The organism is Pseudomonas sp. PSE1(2024) (assembly GCF_050990555.1).
GTDB classification, from domain to species: domain Bacteria; phylum Pseudomonadota; class Gammaproteobacteria; order Pseudomonadales; family Pseudomonadaceae; genus Aquipseudomonas; species Aquipseudomonas aphyarum.
In genome coordinates this window covers 1119313-1140540 of the sequence record NZ_CP158967.1, presented here as the reverse complement: position 1 = coordinate 1140540, position 21228 = coordinate 1119313, and the positions used below count along the sequence as shown (strand labels likewise).

At 60.7% G+C, this 21228-nt stretch carries 15 protein-coding genes; 13 read left to right on the top strand and 2 right to left on the bottom strand.

Annotation, left to right across the window (positions count from 1 at the left end):
- Positions 1–21: 21 nt before the first annotated feature.
- Entirely contained in the window at positions 22–1416 is a 1395-nt protein-coding gene (locus ABTV87_RS04940) for a PhoH family protein (protein WP_007957320.1), read from the bottom strand.
- Positions 1417–1765: 349 nt separating this feature from the next.
- Positions 1766–2890, bottom strand: a complete 1125-nt coding sequence (locus tag ABTV87_RS04935; protein WP_433899078.1) for a polysaccharide deacetylase family protein — start codon at positions 2888–2890, stop codon at positions 1766–1768.
- A gap of 280 nt (positions 2891–3170) precedes the next feature.
- On the opposite strand from ABTV87_RS04935, the gene yaaA reads away from it, so the two are divergent.
- The 13 genes from yaaA to ABTV87_RS04870 all read left to right on the top strand — a co-directional run bounded on the left by yaaA (position 3171) and on the right by ABTV87_RS04870 (position 21224).
- Positions 3171–3950, top strand: a complete 780-nt coding sequence (gene yaaA / locus ABTV87_RS04930; RefSeq protein ID WP_085608141.1) for a peroxide stress protein YaaA — start codon at positions 3171–3173, stop codon at positions 3948–3950.
- A gap of 810 nt (positions 3951–4760) precedes the next feature.
- Positions 4761–6077 (top strand): nucleotide sugar dehydrogenase, encoded by a 1317-nt coding sequence (locus ABTV87_RS04925; protein ID WP_192563603.1) that lies wholly within the window; start codon positions 4761–4763, stop codon positions 6075–6077.
- An 83-nt stretch (positions 6078–6160) separates the two neighbouring features.
- A complete protein-coding gene (alg8, locus tag ABTV87_RS04920; RefSeq protein ID WP_433899077.1) occupies positions 6161–7642 on the top strand; it encodes a mannuronan synthase in 1482 nt (493 codons plus the stop codon).
- A gap of 36 nt (positions 7643–7678) precedes the next feature.
- Positions 7679–8848, top strand: coding sequence for an alginate biosynthesis protein Alg44 (locus ABTV87_RS04915; protein ID WP_007957311.1), 1170 nt, complete (start codon positions 7679–7681; stop codon positions 8846–8848).
- Between the two features lie 9 nt (positions 8849–8857).
- A complete protein-coding gene (gene algK / locus ABTV87_RS04910; RefSeq protein WP_262158448.1) occupies positions 8858–10264 on the top strand; it encodes an alginate biosynthesis TPR repeat lipoprotein AlgK in 1407 nt (468 codons plus the stop codon).
- Positions 10261–11748, top strand: a complete 1488-nt coding sequence (locus ABTV87_RS04905) for an alginate export family protein (RefSeq protein ID WP_433899076.1) — start codon at positions 10261–10263, stop codon at positions 11746–11748. The genes algK and ABTV87_RS04905 overlap by 4 nt, the downstream gene beginning before the upstream one ends.
- Positions 11749–11774: 26 nt before the next feature.
- Positions 11775–13346 (top strand): mannuronan 5-epimerase AlgG, encoded by a 1572-nt coding sequence (gene algG, locus ABTV87_RS04900; protein WP_262194707.1) that lies wholly within the window; start codon positions 11775–11777, stop codon positions 13344–13346.
- A gap of 10 nt (positions 13347–13356) precedes the next feature.
- Positions 13357–14808, top strand: coding sequence for an alginate O-acetyltransferase (locus ABTV87_RS04895; RefSeq protein WP_221615080.1), 1452 nt, complete (start codon positions 13357–13359; stop codon positions 14806–14808).
- 8 nt (positions 14809–14816) lie between these two features.
- Positions 14817–15941: a mannuronate-specific alginate lyase gene (locus ABTV87_RS04890; RefSeq protein WP_115076623.1), complete on the top strand. Its 1125-nt coding sequence runs from the start codon at positions 14817–14819 to the stop codon at positions 15939–15941.
- A 193-nt stretch (positions 15942–16134) separates the two neighbouring features.
- Positions 16135–17700 carry an MBOAT family O-acyltransferase gene (locus tag ABTV87_RS04885; RefSeq protein ID WP_433899075.1) on the top strand — a complete coding sequence of 522 codons (1566 nt, stop codon included), beginning with the start codon at positions 16135–16137 and terminating at the stop codon, positions 17698–17700.
- A 10-nt stretch (positions 17701–17710) separates the two neighbouring features.
- Positions 17711–18886 carry an alginate O-acetyltransferase gene (locus ABTV87_RS04880; RefSeq protein ID WP_007957303.1) on the top strand — a complete coding sequence of 392 codons (1176 nt, stop codon included), beginning with the start codon at positions 17711–17713 and terminating at the stop codon, positions 18884–18886.
- A gap of 14 nt (positions 18887–18900) precedes the next feature.
- Positions 18901–19557 (top strand): alginate O-acetyltransferase AlgF, encoded by a 657-nt coding sequence (locus ABTV87_RS04875; protein WP_085608134.1) that lies wholly within the window; start codon positions 18901–18903, stop codon positions 19555–19557.
- Between the two features lie 215 nt (positions 19558–19772).
- The gene (locus ABTV87_RS04870; RefSeq protein WP_085608133.1) at positions 19773–21224 is read left to right on the top strand and encodes a mannose-1-phosphate guanylyltransferase/mannose-6-phosphate isomerase; all 1452 of its coding nucleotides are present in this window, start codon (positions 19773–19775) and stop codon (positions 21222–21224) included.
- Positions 21225–21228 lie beyond the last annotated feature (4 nt).

Genomic DNA, 21228 nt, shown 5'->3' with positions numbered 1-21228 from the left:
CGCCCGGTTCCTTTTTGAGGGTTACAGATGCGATTCGGCGTATTCGGCCAGAATCGAACGTGGCACCCCTTGCAGCGTGATGTGCACACCGTTGGGGAAATCCTTGAAGCGTTCGGTCAGGTAAGTCAGCCCGGAGCTGGTCGCGGACAGGTAAGGGGTGTCGATCTGTGCCAGGTTGCCCAGGCACACCACTTTTGAACCGGCGCCGGCCCGGGTGATGATGGTTTTCATCTGGTGCGGCGTGAGGTTCTGGCATTCGTCGATCAGGATCAGGCTCTGCTGGAAGCTGCGACCGCGAATGTAGTTGAGCGATTTGAACTGCAACGGCACTTTGCTGAGGATGTAGTCGACGCTGCCATGGGTGTTTTCGTCGTCCATGTGCAAGGCTTCGAGGTTGTCGGTGATGGCGCCCAGCCAAGGCTCCATTTTTTCCGCTTCGGTGCCGGGCAGGAAGCCGATTTCCTGATCCAGGCCCTGCACGCTGCGGGTGGCGATGATACGGCGATAGCGCTTGCTGACCATGGTCTGCTCGATCGCCGCGGCCAGCGCCAGAATGGTTTTACCCGAACCGGCGGCGCCGGACAGGTTGACCAGGTGAATGTCCGGATCCAGCAGCGCGTACAGCGCCAGGCTCTGATAGATGTCCCGTGGCTTGAGGCCCCAGGCTTCCTGGTGCAGCAGCGGTTCCTGGTGCAGATCGAGGATCAGCAGCTTGTCCTCTTCGATCTCCTTGATCCAGCCGACGAAGCCCTGCTCATCTATGATGAACTCGTTGATGTGCACGGCAGGCAGGTTGTCGATCAGTTGTACCTGATGCCAGGTGCGGCCGTGGTCCTGACGGGTTTCGACCTTGCTCACGCGGTCCCAGAAGGAGCCGGTCATGTTGTGATAGCCGTTGGGCAGCAGGGACACGTCGTCGACCAACTGGTCGGTGCTGTAGTCCTCGGCGTCGATCCCGCAGGCGCGCGCCTTGAGGCGCATGTTGATGTCTTTGGTGACCAGCACCACCGGTTTTTTCGGGTCGCGGGTGTGCAAGTCGATCAGCTGGTTGATGATTTTGTTGTCGTTCAGATGCTCGGGCAGAATCAGGTTCGATTCGGCCTGCTTGCTCATCAGAATCGACAGCAAGCCCTTCGGGCCGCCCTTGCCGCGCTGGATCGGCACGCCCTGTTCGACGTCATCGGGTGAAGCATCGCCCAGGGTCTTGTCGATCAGCCGGATAGCCTGACGACATTCGGCGGCCACGCTGTGATGCCCGCTCTTGAGCTTGTCCAGCTCTTCAAGCACGGTCATCGGGATCGCGACGTGGTGTTCTTCGAAATTCAGCAGGGCGTTCGGATCGTGAATCAGTACGTTGGTATCGAGTACATAAAGGATTGGCTGGTTGGAGGAAGGGCTACGTCCGTGATCATCCATACTCGGTCACCTTTGTGGGAGCCATTCGACGCAATACCTCGGCGGTGCTGCGCCTCGAAGTGACTGCCGAATCCACCTGCACAGCTTTTGTCGGGATAGCAGGTGAACCGCACACAAAATGGGTCTTGGAAGACGCCACCTGTGTTGCAGGTTTCGGCGGTCTGACTTCGTAATACTCCAAAACCCGTGACAGAAAAAAGCACTTTGACGCTTTTTTGAAGTTTATTTTGCAAAGTGACGAAAAGCCCTTGGCGGACTGCCCTGCCCCCGTTAGAGTCGGAAGTCCGCCTGCATCGAATTCTGCAAAAAATTCACCCCAAGCCCAATGTTTCCGGGCTCTTGCCGTTTTTCAGCGAAACGCGTCCTGACAATCTTCCCAGCCGATGCCGCTTTGCGCGGTTTGCGTGATCAGCCACGGCAACGCGGTCTTCACCGCATCCTGCTTCATGTTGAAATTGATCACCCCATGCCGCCACAGCAGCATCAGGGTCAGCACCCGCTGCGCGCTCGGAGCGCCCTTGAGCTTGCCGGCGCCGTCCTGCGCATCGATGTCCCACAGCGCCACTTGCAGGCCCTGACTGTTGAAGAAACTACGCGCATCGCTGCGACGTTGGCCTTCCGGCGGACGGAACAGCGGCACGTAGTTTTCCGGCAGCTTGTTGCGGATCAGATCGGCACTGCGCCGCACCGAATCCTGCCAGTCCTGCCAGTGGCTGTGGGAGCGGAACTCCCAGCCCTGCACGCCGACGCACTGTTGCGAAAACGCCGCTTGCAGACTGCTGACGGAACGGTCGGCCAGCCGCGCCTGAACATCCTTGCCCAACATGAAGAAGGTGCCGCTCAGGTTCGACTTGCGCAGGTACTCGGTAAGCCAGTCGGTGTTGTCCGGTTGCAGGTTGGCGGCGCTGTCGAAACTCAGCAGAAACAAGCGATCGTGCATGTCGTCGCCGTTGCGCTCGTAGTCTCCGAAATGATCGAGTTCGCTGCTGGTCTGGGGCGACAGCGCAGCCTTGCGCATCAGCTCATCGAGGTATTGCAGGTGGAAGATCCGACTCGGCTCGGCCCATTTGGTGTAATAGCTTTCGTCGCTGACCACGAACTTGGCGGCCTGCTCGCGCAGGGTCGGCAGGTCCTCGACGAGGAAGCAGAACGAGGCGTCCTGATCGCAGCTTTGCTGGGCAAAGTTGTAGTTGGCCAGCAGCCGCTGCCACAGGCGCTCGCGCAGGCTGTTGATCGCGTCCAGATTGACCGTGCGCAGCCCCAGACGCTGGGCCAGCGCCGCTTCGTCCAGCGCTTCGGTGCCGAGCAGGCCGCGGGCGAACATCAGGATTTCCGCCCGCGAGGCGACGTCGAACAGGGTCGGATTGTCGAGTTTTTCCGGCCAGGTGCTGCGATCCAGCGTCGCGATATCGCCCGGCGCCGCAACGGCACCGACGCTCAACAGCCACGCGGTGAAAAAAAGAACAATGCGCAAAGGGTGTCTCCATAACAAAACCCGCGCCGCACTATAGCCGATCCGACAGTAATTCCCGCAGGCACGCAGATGATCGTTCCCACGCTCTGCGTGGGAATGCAGCCAGTGACGCTCTGCGTCACCCCGGCATCGGACGCAGAGCGTCCGGGGAGGCGTTACCACGCAGAGCGTGGGAACGATCAGGGTGGGTGGTAAACCGTCGATCACCTATGGACTTGATAGCTGGAGTCAACTCCGACAACCCCCTAGAATCGCCCCCACGATTAAAGGAGACGACTTCATGCTGATGGTGATTTCCCCCGCCAAGACCCTCGACTACGAAACACCGCCGGCGACCCAGCGCTTCACCCAGCCGCAATACCTCGACCATTCCCAGGAACTGATCCAGCAACTGCGCGAGCTGAGCCCGGCGCAGATCAGCGAACTGATGCACGTGTCCGACAAGATCGGCGGCCTCAACGCCGCGCGTTTCGGCAGCTGGACACCAGCGTTCACGCCGGAAAACGCCAAACAGGCACTGCTGGCTTTCAAGGGCGACGTCTACACCGGACTCGACGCCCAGAGCTTCAGCGAAGCCGATTTCGATTACGCGCAACAGCACTTGCGCATGCTCTCCGGCCTCTACGGCCTGCTGCGTCCGCTCGACCTGATGCAGCCGTATCGCCTGGAAATGGGCACCAAACTGGCCAACGCCCGAGGCAAGGACTTGTACGCCTTCTGGGGCACGCGCATCAGCGAATGGCTGAACGAAGCGCTGGCCGACCAGGGCGATGACGTGCTGCTGAACCTGGCGTCCAACGAATACTTCTCGGCGGTCAAACGCACGGCCCTGAACGCGCGGATCATCAACACCGAATTCAAGGATCAGAAGAACGGCCAATACAAGATCATCAGCTTCTACGCGAAAAAGGCCCGAGGCCTGATGAGCCGTTTCGTGATCCAGGAAAAAATCAACGACCCGGCCCTGCTCAAACAGTTCGATGTGCAGGGTTATCGCTTCAGCGCCGAGCAATCGAAACCGGATAATCTGGTGTTTCTACGCGATCACGCTCCCGAATAAAGCATGCCTAATGCACGACTCTTTATATGAAGAGTCGTGCAGCTCGCACGATGTCAAAAATCCCTCGCCACATTTCGCCATTTTACTGGCGCCAGAAAAACCTCCCTGCCTTTTCTAAGATTAGTTTCACTCGACACTGATCATTTTTTTCAGTAGTGGCACCTAAATTTTTTCACCGTAGTGGCACAAAACTATCTAACGTGATTTTTCGCCTGTTATTAAAGGTCGAAAACGAAATTGCTATCAAATTGATACTGGTGCCATCTCTGACAATATTTCAAGAAATTTCATATTTCGCGATGAGCGGACAGGAACTTCGTCCGAATGCATAGCTCATACCACCGGTAACGATTCTCGCCGAGTTTGTACGAGATAACTTACGCGGAGCAGATAGCCATGTAACCAAGTTGTCACAACAACTTGCCTAGATGACTAACTAGTCTCAAACCAGACAATGGACAGGAGATACGCACCATTAATATCCCCTACAAAGGCCATGGCCGCGCCCTTATAAACGTGCTCGCCTGAGCACCCAACCGCTTGATTTACGGGACTTTCATCCTGACATCGAGCGCGCAAGACGATTGCACAAGAGTCTTCTCCAAAGAAGATCGGCTGCATAACAGGGCACGTCATAACAACAAGGCCTGGTTACGCACATCTTGAGTGCACTTATTTAGACACTCGAAACTTAGTATGCCTGCACACGGCATTGTGGCGCCTGTATGCCGCACTTTCGAGTGCACTAATGAACGCTGAACACCATTAACTCCGGCCCTCTAAGGCCTGATATATACAGAGGTAATTGCGATGCGCATCAGCATATTTGGTTTGGGTTACGTTGGCGCAGTATGTGCCGGTTGCCTGTCTGCTCGGGGCCACGACGTGGTGGGCGTCGATGTTGCCAAAGACAAGATCGACATGATCAACGCTGGCAAATCTCCCATTGTCGAACCGGGCCTGGGCGAGTTGCTGGCACAAGGTATCCAGACCGGTCGTCTGCGCGGCACGACCAACTTCGCCGAAGCGATTCGCGACACCGACCTGTCGATGATCTGCGTCGGCACGCCGAGCAAGAAGAACGGCGACCTGGAACTGAACTACATCGAAGCGGTGTGCCGCGAGATCGGTTTTGTCCTGCGTGAAAAGTCCACCCGTCACACCATCGTCGTACGCAGCACCGTTCTGCCGGGCACCGTGGCAAACGTTGTCATCCCGATCCTCGAAGACTGCTCCGGCAAAAAAGCCGGCGTTGATTTCGGTGTCGCCGTGAACCCTGAGTTCCTGCGTGAATCCACCGCGATCGCCGACTACGACCTGCCACCGATGACCGTCATCGGCGAGTTCGACAAGGCGTCGGGCGACGTTCTGCAATCGCTGTACGAAGAACTCGACGCACCGATCATCCGCAAGGACATCGCTGTCGCCGAGATGATCAAGTACACCTGCAACGTCTGGCACGCGACCAAAGTGACCTTCGCCAACGAGATCGGCAACATCGCCAAAGCGGTGGGCGTCGATGGCCGCGAAGTGATGGACGTGGTCTGCCAGGACAAGACCCTCAACCTGTCCCAGTACTACATGCGTCCGGGCTTCGCCTTCGGCGGTTCGTGCCTGCCGAAAGACGTGCGCGCCCTGACCTACCGCGCCGGCTCCCTGGACGTCGAAGCGCCGCTGCTCAACTCGCTGATGCGCAGCAACGAATCGCAAGTGCAGAACGCCTTCGACATCGTTGAAAGCCACGACAAACGCAAAGTCGCCCTGCTCGGCCTGAGCTTCAAGGCCGGCACCGACGACCTGCGCGAAAGCCCGCTGGTGGAACTGGCCGAGATGCTGATCGGCAAGGGTTACGACCTGAGCATCTACGACAGCAACGTCCAGTACGCCCGTGTCCACGGCGCGAACAAGGACTACATCGAGTCGAAGATCCCGCACGTGTCGTCCCTGCTCAACGCGGACTTCGATTCGGTGATCGACAACTCCGACGTGATCATCCTCGGCAACCGCGACGAGAAGTTCCGCGCGCTGGCCCAGCAGGCACCGCACGGCAAGCAGGTCATCGACCTGGTCGGCTTCATGGCCAAGGCCACCGATGCCGGCACCCGCACCGAAGGCATCTGCTGGTAACGCAGCAGCAAGCCCCGAGTTTCAAGCCGCACGCCGTGAATCGGCGGGCGGCTTGAAGCCCCCATCACCTTCGGATGACGGTCATGTCCAAGCTCAAACATTTTTTTCTGCAATCCGCCGGCTGGCTTTTGTTTCTGAGCCTGCTGATGGGCCTGGCCCTGATGCTGCCCACGTCCACGTTCGACTCCGAGTCGAAGGACTTCATTTTCCTGATTGGCGCCGTGGGTATCTGGCGCTACTCGATGGGTGCAACGCACTTTGTGCGCGGCATGATTTTTCTCTACATCGTCTACCCGCACCTGCGCCGCAAGGTTCGCAAGCTGGGTAAAGCGGCGGACCCGTCGCATGTGTTTCTGATGGTCACCAGTTTTCGCATCGACGCGTTGACCACCGCGCAGGTCTACAGCTCGGTGATCCGCGAAGCCATCGACTGCGAACTGCCGACCACCGTGGTCTGCTCCATCGTCGAAATGTCCGATGAGCTGCTGGTCAAGGCGCTGTGGGCGCGGATGAATCCGCCAGAACACGTGAAGCTCGACTTCGTGCGCATCCCCGGCACCGGCAAGCGCGATGGCCTGGCGTTTGGTTTCCGCGCGATCTCCCGTCACCTGCCGGACGACCGCGCCGTGGTGGCCGTGATCGACGGCGACACCGTGCTCGGCGAAGGCACCGTGCGCAAGACCGTGCCGTGGTTCCAGCTGTTCGGCAACGTCGGCGGCCTGACCACTAACGAGTTCTGCGAAGTGCGCGGCGGCTACATCATGAGCGAGTGGCACAAGCTGCGTTTCGCCCAGCGCCACATCAACATGTGCTCGATGGCCCTGTCCAAGCGCGTGCTGACCATGACCGGGCGCATGTCGGTGTTCCGCGCCACCGTGGTCACCAACCCGGAATTCATCGCCGACGTCGAAAGCGACTCGCTGCAACACTGGCGTCTGGGCCGTTTCAAGTTCCTGACCGGCGACGACAAGTCGAGCTGGTTCAGCCTGATGCGCCTGGGCTACGACACCTTCTACGTGCCGGACGCGGCGATCAACACCGTTGAGCACCCGCCGGAAAAGAGCTTCATCAAGGCCAGCCGCAAGCTGATGTTCCGCTGGTACGGCAACAACCTGCGGCAGAACTCCCGGGCGCTGGGCCTGGGCGTGAAACGCCTCGGCGCCTTCACCTCGGTGGTGCTGTTCGACCAGCGCGTTTCGATGTGGACATCCTTGCTCGGCCTGACCGTGGCAATCATCGCCAGCTTCAAGTACGGCACCGCGTTCATCCTGGTTTACCTGCTGTGGATCGGCATCACCCGGCTGATTCTGACGCTGCTGCTGTCGTGCTCGGGCCACCGGATCGGACCGGCCTACCCTGCGATTCTCTATTACAACCAGATCGTCGGCGCGCTGGTGAAGATCTACGTGTTCTTCCGCCTCGACCAACAATCCTGGACCCGACAACCCACTTCCCTGACCCGTGATCTCGCCAGCTTTCAACGTTGGTTCAACACCTGGTCGTCTCGGACCATGACCTTCTCCGCCGGCAGCATTTTCGTCGCCGTGCTGCTGATGATGGTCTGACCCGCCCCCTCTTGAATTAACAAGGAAATCGCCCCTATGAATACCGCCGTCAACGTCAACGTAGTGCATGAATCCGAAGCCCAGCGCCAGCACGCCCGGGTCAAAATCCCGGCCAAGCTGCGGTTCTTCGGCCCTGACCGGACGCCCGTCGAGGCGCGGGTCATCGACCTGTCTGCCGGTGGCCTGGCGTTCAATGCCGGTCAACTGCCGCTGACCGTCGGCGAGGTGTACAAGGCGCGTCTGCAATTCGTCATCGACAACCTCGGCCTGGCCATGGACGTGGAGCTGCAGGTGCGCTCCTTCGACCGCCAGACCGGTCGTGCCGGTTGCCAGTTCCAGAACCTCGAACCGCAGGACATTTCGACCCTGCGCCACCTGATCACTTCGCACCTGGCCGGCGACATCGTCAGCATCGGCGAAGTGCTGGCGACCCTGCAGCGCGACAACTTCACCAAGGCGCGCAAGGTCAAGGACGGCGGCCACGGCATGACCCCGTTCGGTCGCCTGAAAGCCGTGACCTTCAGCGCCGGTGTGTTCGCGGTCGGCCTGGTGGCGGCGGGGTTCATTTTCAAATCGGTGTACAGCATGTACTTCGTCAGCCATGCACAGGCCGGTCTGGTCAGCGTGCCGGGCATGAACATCACCATGCCGCGCGACGGCACCGTGCAGAGCCTGGTGAAGTCCGACGGCGTTGCCGCCAAAGGTGCACCGCTGGCGACGTTCAGCACCAGCATGCTCGACGTACTCAAGGGCCATCTGGAAGAAGATCAACTGTCCCCGGCCAAGGTTGAAGAACTGTTCGGCAAGCAGATGACCGGCACCCTGACCTCGCCTTGCGATTGTACCGTAGCCCAGCAACTGGTGGCCGACGGTCAATACGCGAGCAAGGGCGACGTGATCTTCTCGCTGGTACCGCGCAACACCCAGGCCACCGTCGATGCACGCTTCTCCTATCGCCAGTTCGGCGACGTGCGTCCGGGCACCCCGGTGAGTTTCCAGATCGCCGGCGAAGACAAGACCCGCACCGGCAAGATCGTCAGCAGCACCAGCCTGAAAAGCGCCGACCTGTCCTCCGACATCCGCGTACAGATCCAGCCTGACGAGCCGCTGGACAGCCGCTTCGCCGGCCGCCCGGTGGAAGTGAACAGCGACCGTGGTCCGAACCTGAACTGGCTGATCGACAAAGCCATGGCTGCCGGTCTTTAAGTCGAGGACATGCCCGTGACGAGCCCTATCAGAATCCTGCCGGTCCCGCTGACGCTGGCCATGGCAATCGCCCTGGCCGGTTGCGCCGGCCTGCCCGACCAGCGTCTGGCCAACGAAGCGCTCAAGCGCGGTGACACCGCGACCGCCGCGCAGAACTACCGTGCGCTGGCCGATCTGGGTTACAGCGAAGCCCAAGTGGGCCTCGCCGATATTCAGGTCGACAGCCGCGACCCGGAACAAATGAAACAGGCCGAAGCCACCTACCGCGCCGCCGCCAGTGTTTCGCCGCGCGCCCAGGCCCGACTCGGTCGCTTGCTGGTGGCCAAGCCCGGCTCCACCGAGGCCGAGCATCAGGAAGCCGAAAGCCTGCTGAAGAAAGCCGCCGCCAGTGGCGAAGGCAACACGCTGATCCCGCTCGCGATGCTGTACCTGCAATTCCCGCACAGCTTCCCGAACATCAACGCTCAGCAGCAGATCGATCAGTGGCGCAAATCCGGTTACCCGGAAGCCGGTCTCGCTCAGGTGCTGCTGTATCGCACCCAAGGCACTTACGACCAGCATCTGGATGACGTGGAAAAGATCTGCAAGGCCGCGCTCAACACCACCGACATCTGCTACGTCGAGCTGGCCACGGTCTATCAGAAACGTGGCGCGCCGGAGCAACAGGCCGAGCTGATCAAGCAGCTGCAGGCCGGTTACAGCCGTGGCACCGTCAGCGCTCAGCGAGTGGATTCGGTGGCCCGTGTGCTGGCCGATTCGACCCTGGGCAAGACCGACGAAAAAACCGCGCAGTCGCTGCTCGAGCCGATCGCTCCGGGCTACCCGGCGTCGTGGGTCACCCTCGCGCAACTGCTGTATGACTTCCCGGAACTGGGCGACACCGACCAGATGATGAAGTACCTGGACAACGGCCGCGCCGCCGACCAGCCGCGCGCCGAACTGTTGCTGGGCAAGCTCTACTACGAAGGCAAACTGGTTCCGGCCGACGCGAAAGTCGCCGAGGAACATTTCCAGAAAGCCGTCGGTCGTGAAGTCGCCGCCGATTACTACCTCGGCCAGATCTACCGCCGTGGCTACCTGGGCAAGGTCTATCCGCAGAAGGCCCTCGACCATCTGCTGACCGCTGCGCGCAACGGCCAGAACAGCGCCGACTTCGCCATCGCCCAGCTGTTTTCCCAAGGCAAGGGCACCAAGCCCGACCCGCTCAACGCCTACGTGTTCAGCCAGTTGGCAAAAGCCCAAAACACTCCGCAAGCCGATGAGCTGGCGACCACCCTCGCCGCGCAACTGCCGCCCGAGCGCCTGGCCGAAGCCCAGCGCCTGCTGCAACAGGAACAGGCGACCCGTGGCGCCCTGAGCCAGAACACGCTGCAACTGCACGCCCTGCAAGAAGAAGACGGCGAGGAAAAATTATGAAATTGAATCCCTTTGTGAAGGCCGGCATTGGCCTCACGTTCGCGCTGATCTGGTCTTGCCCGACCCTGGCCGCGATGACTGAATCGAAAAACTTCGGCCTCGAAGTGAAAATCACCGGCCAGTCCGAAGACGACCGCGACCTCGGCACCGCCAGCGGCGGCGACGTCAACGGCGTCGGCCTCGACCTGCGTCCGTGGGTCTACGGCGAAAGCGGCGCGTGGAGCGCCTACGCCATGGGCCAGGCCGTGACCTCGACCGACATCATCGAGACCGACACCCTGCAGCAGTCCGACAGCGACGGCACCCAGACCACCGACAACGGCGACCGCAAGACCAAGAAAAACTACCTGGCGATGCGCGAGTTCTGGGTCGGCTACAGCGGCCTGACGCCCTACCCCGGCGAGATCCTCAAGTTCGGTCGCCAGCGCCTGCGCAACGACGACGGTCAGTGGCGCGACACCAACATCGAAGCCCTGAACTGGACCTTCGACACCACCCTGCTGCGCGCCAACGCCGGTGTTGCCGAACGCTTCAGCGAATACCGCACTGATCTCAAGGAGCTGGCGCCGAAAGACAAGGATCGCCTGCACGCCTACGCCGATGCCGCTTACCAGTGGTCGCCGGGCAACTGGGTCGGCATTCGCGGTCACCACACCCATGACGACGGCAAGCTCGACTATCCGGAGCCGGGCGTGGCCGGCGATTCGCTGGACAAGAAAGAAAACGGCGACATCAGCTGGCTCGGCCTGACCGCCGACAGCGACGCCTACAACTGGCGCAACACCAACACCGTCAATTACTGGGGCAGCATCACCGGCATGAGCGGCGACCGCGACACGGTCAACGCCCTCAACGCCGACGGCACCCGCCCGGCACAGGCCAAGCGCAGCGACAACGTCGACGGCTGGGCCACCGACATCGGTGTGCGTCTGCGCCTCGATCCGCAATGGCAGGTCGGTGCGGCGTATGCCCGCGCCAGCGCCGATTACGAACAGAACGGCCTGGAAAGCAACCGCTCGAACTACACCGGTACTCGCTCCCGCGTTCACCGTTTCGGCGAGGCCTTCCGTGGCGAAATGAACAACATGCAGACCGCCACCCTGTTCGGTTCGTGGATGCTCAACGACCAGTACGACGCCAGCCTGATCTACCACAAGTTCTGGCGCGTGGACGGCAACAAGCCGGTGGGCAGCAACGGCATCAACGCCGTGGAAAACAACACCGACGACGTCACCGGCGCGATCCTCTCCAGCACCTCGCTGCCACTGCAGGACGGCAACAAGGATCTGGGCCAGGAAATGGATCTGGTGGTCACCAAGTACTTCAAGCAAGGCTTGCTGCCGGCGGCGCTGAGCCAGTCGATCGACGAGCCTTCGGCGCTGGTGCGCTTCCGGGGCGGCGTGTTCAAGCCGGGTGATGCCTATGGCAGCCAGGTCGATTCGTACATGCACCGCGCGTTCATCGACGTGATCTGGCGCTTCTGATGCTGACCGCCAAGGGAGTGCCCGACATGAACAGTGCCCGCAAAGGCTCACTCAGCCTGCTGGCCGGCGCGATGCTGCTGGCCTCGGCTGGCGCCTTCGCCAACGTGGAGCCAGCAAAGCCTGTGACCACCGCGAAGGAGCTGCAACAGGCCAAGACCTACACCGTCAGCAGCGCACCGACCGAAGCGCTGGAACTGGCCAAGCCGAAATTGCCCGACCTCTCCGGCTACACCGCCGAAGCCGCCGCCGCGAAAATCGTGCGCAGCAAACCGGGCAAGATCAGCGTGCGCCGGATGATGCAGGAAGACGCCCTGAAGGACTTCATCGGCGGCGACAACAAGATGGCCGAATGGGTGGTGCGTCAGCACGGCATCCCGCAGGCGATCTTCGTCGACGACGGCTACATGAATCTGAAAGAACTGGCGCAGAAACTGCCCAAGCAGTACTTCAGCGAAACCTCACCGGGCGTGTATCTGGCCAAGCTGCCGATCGTGGTCGGCCGCAAAGGCATCCTCGAAATCGACGGCCAGACCCAGGAGTTGCGCCTGTCCCAGGAGGCCGGTTCGTTCCTGGTCAACGACGGTCAGTTGTTCGTGCGTGACACCAAGGTCACTGGCTGGCGCGAGAAGGAAAACGGCCCGGCAACCTTCCGCTCGCCGAAGGAATTCCGCCCGTTCCTGCTGGCCTGGGGTGGCACCGAGACCTACATCGTCAACAGCAAGATGGCCAGCTTCGGCTACGCCAACAGTAAGTCCTACGGCGTGAGTATTTCCCAGTACACGCCGAACATGGCCAAGGTGCTCAAGCGTCCCGAACCGACCGGCTGGATCGTCGGCTCCGAGTTCTCGGACATGTGGTACGGCTTCTACTGCTACGAGACCCGCGACTTCGTGGTCAAGGGCAACACCTACAAGGACAACATCGTCTACGGCATCGACCCGCACGACCGTTCCCACGGTCTGATCATTGCCGAGAACACGGTGTACGGCACGAAGAAGAAGCACGGGATCATCATTTCCCGTGAGGTCAACGACAGCTTCATCTTCAACAACAAAAGCTACGACAACCACCTCTCGGGGCTGGTGATCGACCGTAACAGCGTCAACAACATCATTGCCTACAACGAGATCTACAAGAACCACACCGACGGCATCACCCTCTACGAGTCCGCCGACAACCTGCTGTGGGGCAACAAGGTCATCAGCAACAAGCGCCACGGCATCCGCATTCGTAACAGCGTAAACATCCGCCTCTACGAAAACGTCGCCATGGCCAACGGCCTGACCGGCGTCTACGGGCACATCAAGGACCTGACCGACACCGACCGTGACATCAAGCTCGACCCGTTCGACGCCCAGGTCTCGCTGATCGTGGTCGGCGGTGAACTGGCGGCCAATGGCAGCGGCCCGCTGTCGATCGATTCGCCCCTGAGTGTCGAGCTGTATCGCGTGTCGATGCTGGCGCCGACCAAATCCAGCGGCATCAGCTTCAACGGCATCCTCGGCGAGCGCCAGGATGAAATTCTCGACCTGCTGGTGCGCCAGCAGAAAGCCGTGCTGATCGACCCTGTCGAACGCCAGACCGAACTGCGGGACTGAGGACAATTTTATGCACCCACACCTGATCAAATTACTCAGCCTGTCGGCCCTGACCGTGGGCATTCTGGCGGCCAGCAACGGCGCCCGCGCCGATGAAGTCCAGCCGCCGAAATTCACGGCCGAACCTTGCTGCAGCCTGTGCCCGGCCGCCCACGACGCGAAGAACTACACCACTCGCTACCAGCAGAACTTCACCACTCTGGTGCAGGCGCAGGGCGACTGGCTGTTCCGGACCCAGGAAGATTTGCGCACCGAGTTCAACACCACCCCGGCCGGCTACAAACGCCTGCAACAGTTGCACGATGCGTTCAAGGCCAAAGGCGTCGAACTGGTGATCGTCTACCAGCCGACCCGTGGTCTGGTGAACCGCAACAAGCTCAACCCGGCAGAAAAAGCCGCGTTCGATTACGAGAAAGCGCTGGGCAATTACAAGACCATGCTCGGCCGTTTCGCGAAGATGGGTTACGTGGTGCCAGACCTGTCGCCGCTGACCAACGAATCGCTGCCGGACACCCTGCCCGCCCACGATTTCTACTTCCGCGGCGACCAGCACTGGACCCCGTACGGCGCCCAGCGCACGGCGAAAATCGTCGCCGAGAAGGTCAAGCAGATTCCGGCCTTCGCCGACATTCCCAAGCGTGAGTTCGAAACCAAACGCTCCGGGCGCATGGGCAAGACCGGCACCCTGCACAACATGGCCGGACAACTGTGCGGCACCAGTTACGCGATCCAGTACATGGACCAGTTCACCACCGAGCCGAAAGGCGAGGCCGGTGACGGCGACCTGTTCGGTGATTCCGGCAATCCGCAGATCACCCTCGTGGGTACTTCGCACAGTGGCAAGAACTACAACTTCGCCGGCTTCCTTGAAGAAGCCATCGGCGCCGACATTCTCAACGTCGCCTTCCCCGGCGGCGGTCTGGAAGGTTCGATGTTGCAGTACCTGGGCAGCGACGAATTCCAGAAGACGCCGCCGAAGATTCTCATCTGGGAATTCTCGCCGCTGTACCGCCTCGACCAGGAAACCATCTATCGCCAGATGATGGCGCTGCTCGACAACGGCTGCGAAGGCAAAGAGGCGCAAATGTCCGCCAGCACCACGCTCAAGCCGGGCGGCAAACAAGAACTGCTGGTCAACAGCAAGAACCTGAACCTGCAGAACAGCAGCCATCAGGTCGACATCCGCTTCGCCGATACCTCGGTGAAAACCCTGCAAGCCACCCTCTGGTACATGAACGGTCGCCACGAGGACATCAAGATCGAGAAACCGGAAACCTCCGACACCGACGGTCGTTTCGCCTTTGAGCTGCGCACGGACGAAGACTGGGCCTCGCAAAACCTGCTGGCGGTCGAAGTCCAGGGCCCGGAAGCGGGCACCGCGCCACAGAAAGTCGAAGCGAAAATCTGCAAACGCAACGTATTCCCGGGCGCTGGGCCACAAACCGCTCAGGTCGGGCAATGAGGTCTGCTATGCGAAATCCGAAACTGAAAACACTCTTGGCGCCGACGCTGCTCGGGCTGGCGATCTTCGCCGGCACCGCGCAGGCCGCCGCGCCACTGCGTCCTCCTCAGGGCTACTTTGCGCCTGTGGATAAATTCAAGACCGGCGACAAGAGCGAAGGCTGCGATGCGATGCCGGCGCCCTACACCGGGCCGCTGCAATTTCGCAGCAAATACGAAGGCTCGGACAAGGCCCGCGCGACGCTGAACGTGCAGTCGGAAAAAGCCTTTCGCGACACCACCAAAGACATAACCACCCTGGAACGCGGCACCGCCAAACGGGTGATGCAGTTCATGCGCGACGGTCGTCCGGAACAACTCGATTGCACGCTCAACTGGCTCACCGCCTGGGCCAAGGCCGATGCGTTGATGTCGAAAGACTTCAACCACACCGGCAAGTCGATGCGCAAATGGGCGCTGGGCAGCATGGCCTCGTCGTACATTCGCCTGAAGTTCTCCGACTCTCATCCGCTGGCCCAGCATCAGCAGGAAGCGCAGTTGATCGAGGCCTGGTTCAGCAAGATGGCCGATCAGGTGGTCAGCGACTGGGACAACCTGCCACTGGAAAAAACCAACAATCACTCGTACTGGGCCGCGTGGTCGGTGATGGCGACATCGGTCGCCACCAACCGCCGCGACCTGTTTGATTGGGCGGTCAAGGAATACAAGGTCGGGGTCAATCAGGTCGATGCCGACGGTTACCTGCCGAACGAACTCAAGCGCCAGCAACGCGCCCTCGCCTATCACAACTACGCCCTGCCGCCGCTGGCGATGATCGCCAGTTTCGCCCAGGTCAACGGCGTGGATCTGCGTCAGGAAAACAACGGCGCACTGAAACGCCTGGGTGACCGGGTGCTGGCCGGGGTGAAAGATCCCGAGGACTTCGAGAAGAAGAACGGCAAGGAACAGGACATGACCGATTTGAAAGAGGACATGAAATTCGCCTGGCTCGAACCGTTCTGCACCCTCTACACCTGTTCGCCGGATGTGATCGAGAAGAAGCACGGGATGCAGCCGTTCAAGACCTTTCGCCTCGGCGGGGATTTGACCAAGGTTTATGACCCATCCCATGAAAAGGGCAACAAAGGCTCTTGAGTACACCGATAAACCCTGTGGGAGCGGGCTTGCTCGCGAATGCGGTCTGACATTCAAAAAATATGTCGACTGACACTCCGCTTTCGCGAGCAAGCCCGCTCCCACAGTGAAGTGATGTCGCCCTCTGAATTTTTGTGGGGGGTTTGGGGGGGCTTTGGCCCTTGACTGTTGGTTCAAACATGGAGAGATCGGGATGGTATTTTCATCCAACGTGTTCCTGTTTCTGTTCTTGCCGATCTTTCTCGGCTTGTACTACCTGAGCGGGCAACGCTATCGCAACCTGCTGCTGCTGATCGCCAGCTACGTGTTCTACGCGTGGTGGCGGGTGGACTTCCTGGCGCTGTTCGCCGGCGTCACCCTGTGGAACTACTGGATCGGCCTGAAAGTCGGCGCCGCCGGCGTGCGCACCAAACCGGCCCAGCGCTGGCTGTTGCTCGGCGTGGCGGTGGACCTGTGCATTCTCGGCTACTTCAAGTACGCCAACTTCGGCGTCGACAGCATCAACGCGATGATGACGTCGGTCGGTCTGGAGCCGTTCATCCTGACCCACGTGCTGCTGCCGATCGGTATCTCGTTCTACATCTTCGAGTCGATCAGCTACATCATCGACGTCTACCGCGGCGACACCCCGGCCACCCGCAACCTGATCGACTTCGCGGCGTTCGTGGCGATCTTCCCGCACCTGATCGCCGGTCCCGTGCTGCGTTTCCGTGACCTGGCCGACCAGTTCAACAACCGCACACACACCCTCGACAAGTTTTCCGAGGGCTGCACGCGGTTCATGCAGGGTTTCATCAAGAAGGTCTTCATCGCCGACACCCTCGCCGTGGTGGCCGACCATTGCTTCGCCCTGCAAAACCCGACCACGGGCGATGCCTGGCTCGGCGCGCTGGCCTACACCGCGCAGCTGTATTTCGACTTCTCCGGCTACAGCGACATGGCCATCGGCCTGGGCTTGATGATGGGTTTCCGCTTCATGGAAAACTTCAAGCAGCCGTACATCAGCCAGTCGATCACCGAGTTCTGGCGCCGCTGGCACATCAGCCTGTCGACCTGGCTGCGTGACTACCTCTACATCACCCTCGGCGGTAACCGTAAAGGCACGCTGATGACCTATCGCAACCTGTTCCTGACCATGCTGCTCGGTGGTCTGTGGCACGGCGCGAACATCACCTACATCGTCTGGGGTGCGTGGCACGGCATGTGGCTGGCGATTGAAAAAGCGCTGGGCCTGAATACCTCGCCGCGCAGCCTCAACCCGATCCGCTGGGCGCTGACGTTCCTGCTGGTGGTCATGGGCTGGGTGATCTTCCGCGCCGAAAACCTGCACGTTGCCGGCCGCATGTACGGCGCGATGTTCAGCTTCGGCGACTGGTCGCTGTCGGAACTCAACCAGGCCAGCCTCACCGGTCTGCAAGTGGCGACTCTGGTGGTGGCTTACGTGACCCTGGCGTTCTTCGGCCTGCGTGATCTGTACACCAACCAGCCTCCGGTGAAGACCAAACCTGCGGTCAACGTCGAGAGCGACGGCCCTGCCGGCGCGCAACCGGGCCTGATCAAGGCAGCCCCGGGCGAAAACCCGGCGAGCATCCACGAGCCTGGCTACACCGTCGGCGTCGACGCCCAGGTGCAACCGGCGTACTGGACGGCGGACTGGTCGCGCTACGTGATGCGCGGACTGATCCTGCTGCTGTTCATCGCCTCGATTCTCAAACTCTCGGCGCAAAGCTTCTCGCCGTTCCTTTACTTCCAGTTCTGAGGGATCTGACATGACCCGCTCATTACGCATCTTCTACATCGCGCTGTTTCTGGTGACCCTGCTGGTGCTCGGTCTGTGGTCGGTGCGCAGCTTCTTCGGCTTCAGCACCAACGCCGACGCGACAGTGCTCAACGGCCGCTGGACCAAAGCCGTGGAAACCCACTACGACGACGAATTCCCGATCAAGCGTCTGGGCACCAACCTCTGGGCCGCGCTGGATTTCAAACTGTTCAACGAAGGTCGTCCGGGCGTGGTGCTCGGTCGCGATCAGTGGTTGTACAGCGATGAGGAATTCAACCCGATCGTCAACGAAGAGCTGAACCTGCAAGGCAATTACGCGCTGGTCGAAGGCGTGCGGCAGACCCTGAAAGAGAAAGGCGTGAAACTGGTGATGGCGATCGTGCCGGCCAAGGTTCGCCTGTACCCCGAGCACCTGGGTGAAGTGAAGCCGGCGAGCATTCACGCCAACCTCTATCAGGACTTCCACGCTCGCGTCGCGGCGGACAAGATCCTTGCCCCCGACCTGCTCGGCCCACTGCAAGCCGCCAAGCAGAACGGTCAACAAGTGTTCCTGCGCACCGACACCCACTGGACCCCGGAAGGCGCGGAAATCGCCGCCAACACCCTGGCCAAGACCATCGCTGACAAGTTCCCGCTCAGCGGCGAGCCGCAGCGTTTCGTCACCACCCCGGCGGAGAAGGTCACGCACAAGGGCGACTTGCGTCTGTTCCTGCCGCTGGATCCGCTGTTCGAAAACCTGATGCCGGCGCAAGAGCCGCTGCAAAAGCGCAACACCGTGGCCGCCGCCGAGCAGCCTGCCGGTGACGACGCATTGTTCGCCAACAGCGAAGTGCCGGTCGCGCTGATCGGCACCAGCTACAGCGCCAACCCCAACTGGAACTTCGTCGGTGCGCTCAAGCAAGCGCTGCACAGCGACGTCGTCAACTACGCAGAAGACGGCCACGGCCCGATCCTGCCGATGCTCAGCTACCTGAAAAGCGACGACTTCAAGAACAGCCCGCCACAGGTGCTGATCTGGGAGTTTCCTGAACGATATCTGCCTGTGAACAACGAAATCGGCGACGCCGACCCGCAGTGGGTCGCAGAGCTTAAACAAGCCGGCGCGCGCCAACAAAACGTAGCAATCAACACTAAATCCGAGACGCCCGATCGGGCGCAAAACTGAAAGAGAGGTACACCATGACTTTCACTACTACTCCTCGTCGTCTCGCTAAACGCTTCGCTCTGGTTGCGGGTCTGAGCGTGCTGTCGGTCCAGGCCTTCGCCGGTGGCGACGCTGCGCTGTACGGCCCGACTGCACCGAAAGGCTCGACCTTCGTACGCGTCTACAACGCCAGCAACGCTGAAGTCAGCGCCACCGTCGGCAGCACCAATCTGAGCGACGTCGCGCCGCTGGCCAGCAGCGACTTCAGCTTCATGCCGGGCGGCGACTACAGCGCCAAGGTCGGCAGCCAGACCCTGCCGGTGAAACTCGCCGGTGATCACTACTACACCCTGGTCAACAACGCTTCCGGCGCGCCGCAGCTGATCGAAGAACCACCGTTCAAGAACAAGCAGAAATCCCTGGTGCGCGTGCAGAACCTCAGCGACAAGCCGCTGACCCTGAAGACCGCCGACGGCAAGACCGACGTGGTGCCTAACGTGGCCGCCAAGGGCCGTGGCGAGCGTGAAATCAACCCGGTGAAAGTCAGCCTCGCGCTGTACGAAGGCGACAAGAAAGTCGGCGACGTGAAGCCGGTTGCCCTGGAGCGCGGTGAAGCAGCCGTGCTGTACGTCACCGGCAACGGCAGCAACCTGTCGCCAGTCTGGGTGAAACGCCCGGTGTCGACCCGCTAAACCTTTTTCCTGACTGACGCCTATCCCTTGTGGGAGCGGGCTTGCTCGCGAAAGCGGTCCGACATTCAACACATATGTCGACTGATGCACCGCCTTCGGGAGCAAGCCCCCTCCCACCCTTGACCGGGTTGTCAGTTCGGATACGAGACAACAACAAGAGTGAAACGACACAACGTTCGTGGCTCTGACCCAATCGATTTTATGGAGTAAACAATATGATTCCGGTGATCTTGTCAGGTGGTAGCGGCTCACGTCTTTGGCCGCTTTCGCGCAAGCAGTTTCCCAAGCAATTCCTCGCCCTGACCGGCGAACACACGCTGTTCCAGCAAACCCTCGAGCGTCTGGTGTTCGAAGGCATGGACACCCCGATCGTGGTCTGCAACAAGGATCACCGCTTCATCGTCAACGAGCAGCTGAGCACCCGGAACCTCGAATGCCAGCGCATCCTGATGGAACCGTTCGGCCGCAACACCGCGCCGGCTGTGGCGCTGACCGCGATGATGCTGGTCAATGAAGGTCGCGACGAACTGATGCTGGTGCTGCCGGCGGACCACGTTCTCGAAGACCAGAAAGCCCTGCAACGCGCCCTCGCCCTGGCCACCGTCGCCGCCGAAAACGGCGAGATGGTGCTGTTCGGCGTACCGGCGACCAAACCGGAAACCGGCTACGGTTACATCAAGTCCACCGGCGATTCGCTGTTGCCGGAAGGCGTCAGCCGCGTCTCGCACTTCGTGGAGAAACCCGACGTCAAACGCGCCACCGAGTACGTCGAGTCCGGCGGTTACTACTGGAACAGCGGCATGTTCCTGTTCCGCGCCAGCCGCTTCCTCGAAGAGCTGAAAAAGCACGATCCGGACATCTATGACACCTGCCTGCTGACCCTTGAGCGCAGCGCTCAGGACAACGACACCATCACCTTCGACGAAGCCACTTTCGCCTGCTGCCCGGACAACTCCATCGACTACTCGGTGATGGAAAAAACCCAGCGCGCCTGCGTGGTGCCGCTGACTGCAGGCTGGAGCGATGTCGGTTGCTGGTCGTCGCTGTGGGAAGTCAACGAGAAGGACGCCAACGGCAACGTCAGCAAGGGCGACGTGGTGATCCAGGACAGCAAGAACTGCATGATCCACGGCAACGGCAAACTGGTGTCGGTGATCGGCCTGGAAAACATCGTGGTGGTCGAAACCAAGGACGCCATGATGATCGCCCACAAGGACAAGGTCCAAGGCGTCAAGCAGATGGTCAACACCCTCAACGAGCAGGGCCGCAGCGAAACCCAGAACCACTGCGAGGTCTACCGTCCGTGGGGTTCCTACGATTCGGTGGACATGGGCGGTCGCTTCCAGGTCAAGCACATCACGGTCAAGCCGGGCGCGTGCCTGTCGCTGCAGATGCACCACCACCGCGCCGAACACTGGATCGTGGTCAGCGGCACCGCCGAAGTGACCTGCGACGAGAACGTGTTCCTGCTCTGCGAGAACCAGTCGACCTACATCCCGATCGCCTCTGTGCATCGCCTGCGCAACCCGGGCAAGATCCCGCTGGAAATCATCGAAGTGCAGTCGGGCTCGTACCTGGGCGAAGACGATATCGAGCGCTTCGAGGACATCTACGGTCGCTCGACCCCGATCGAACGCGGCGTGTCGGTGAAAACCATCGCGCAGTAAGCGT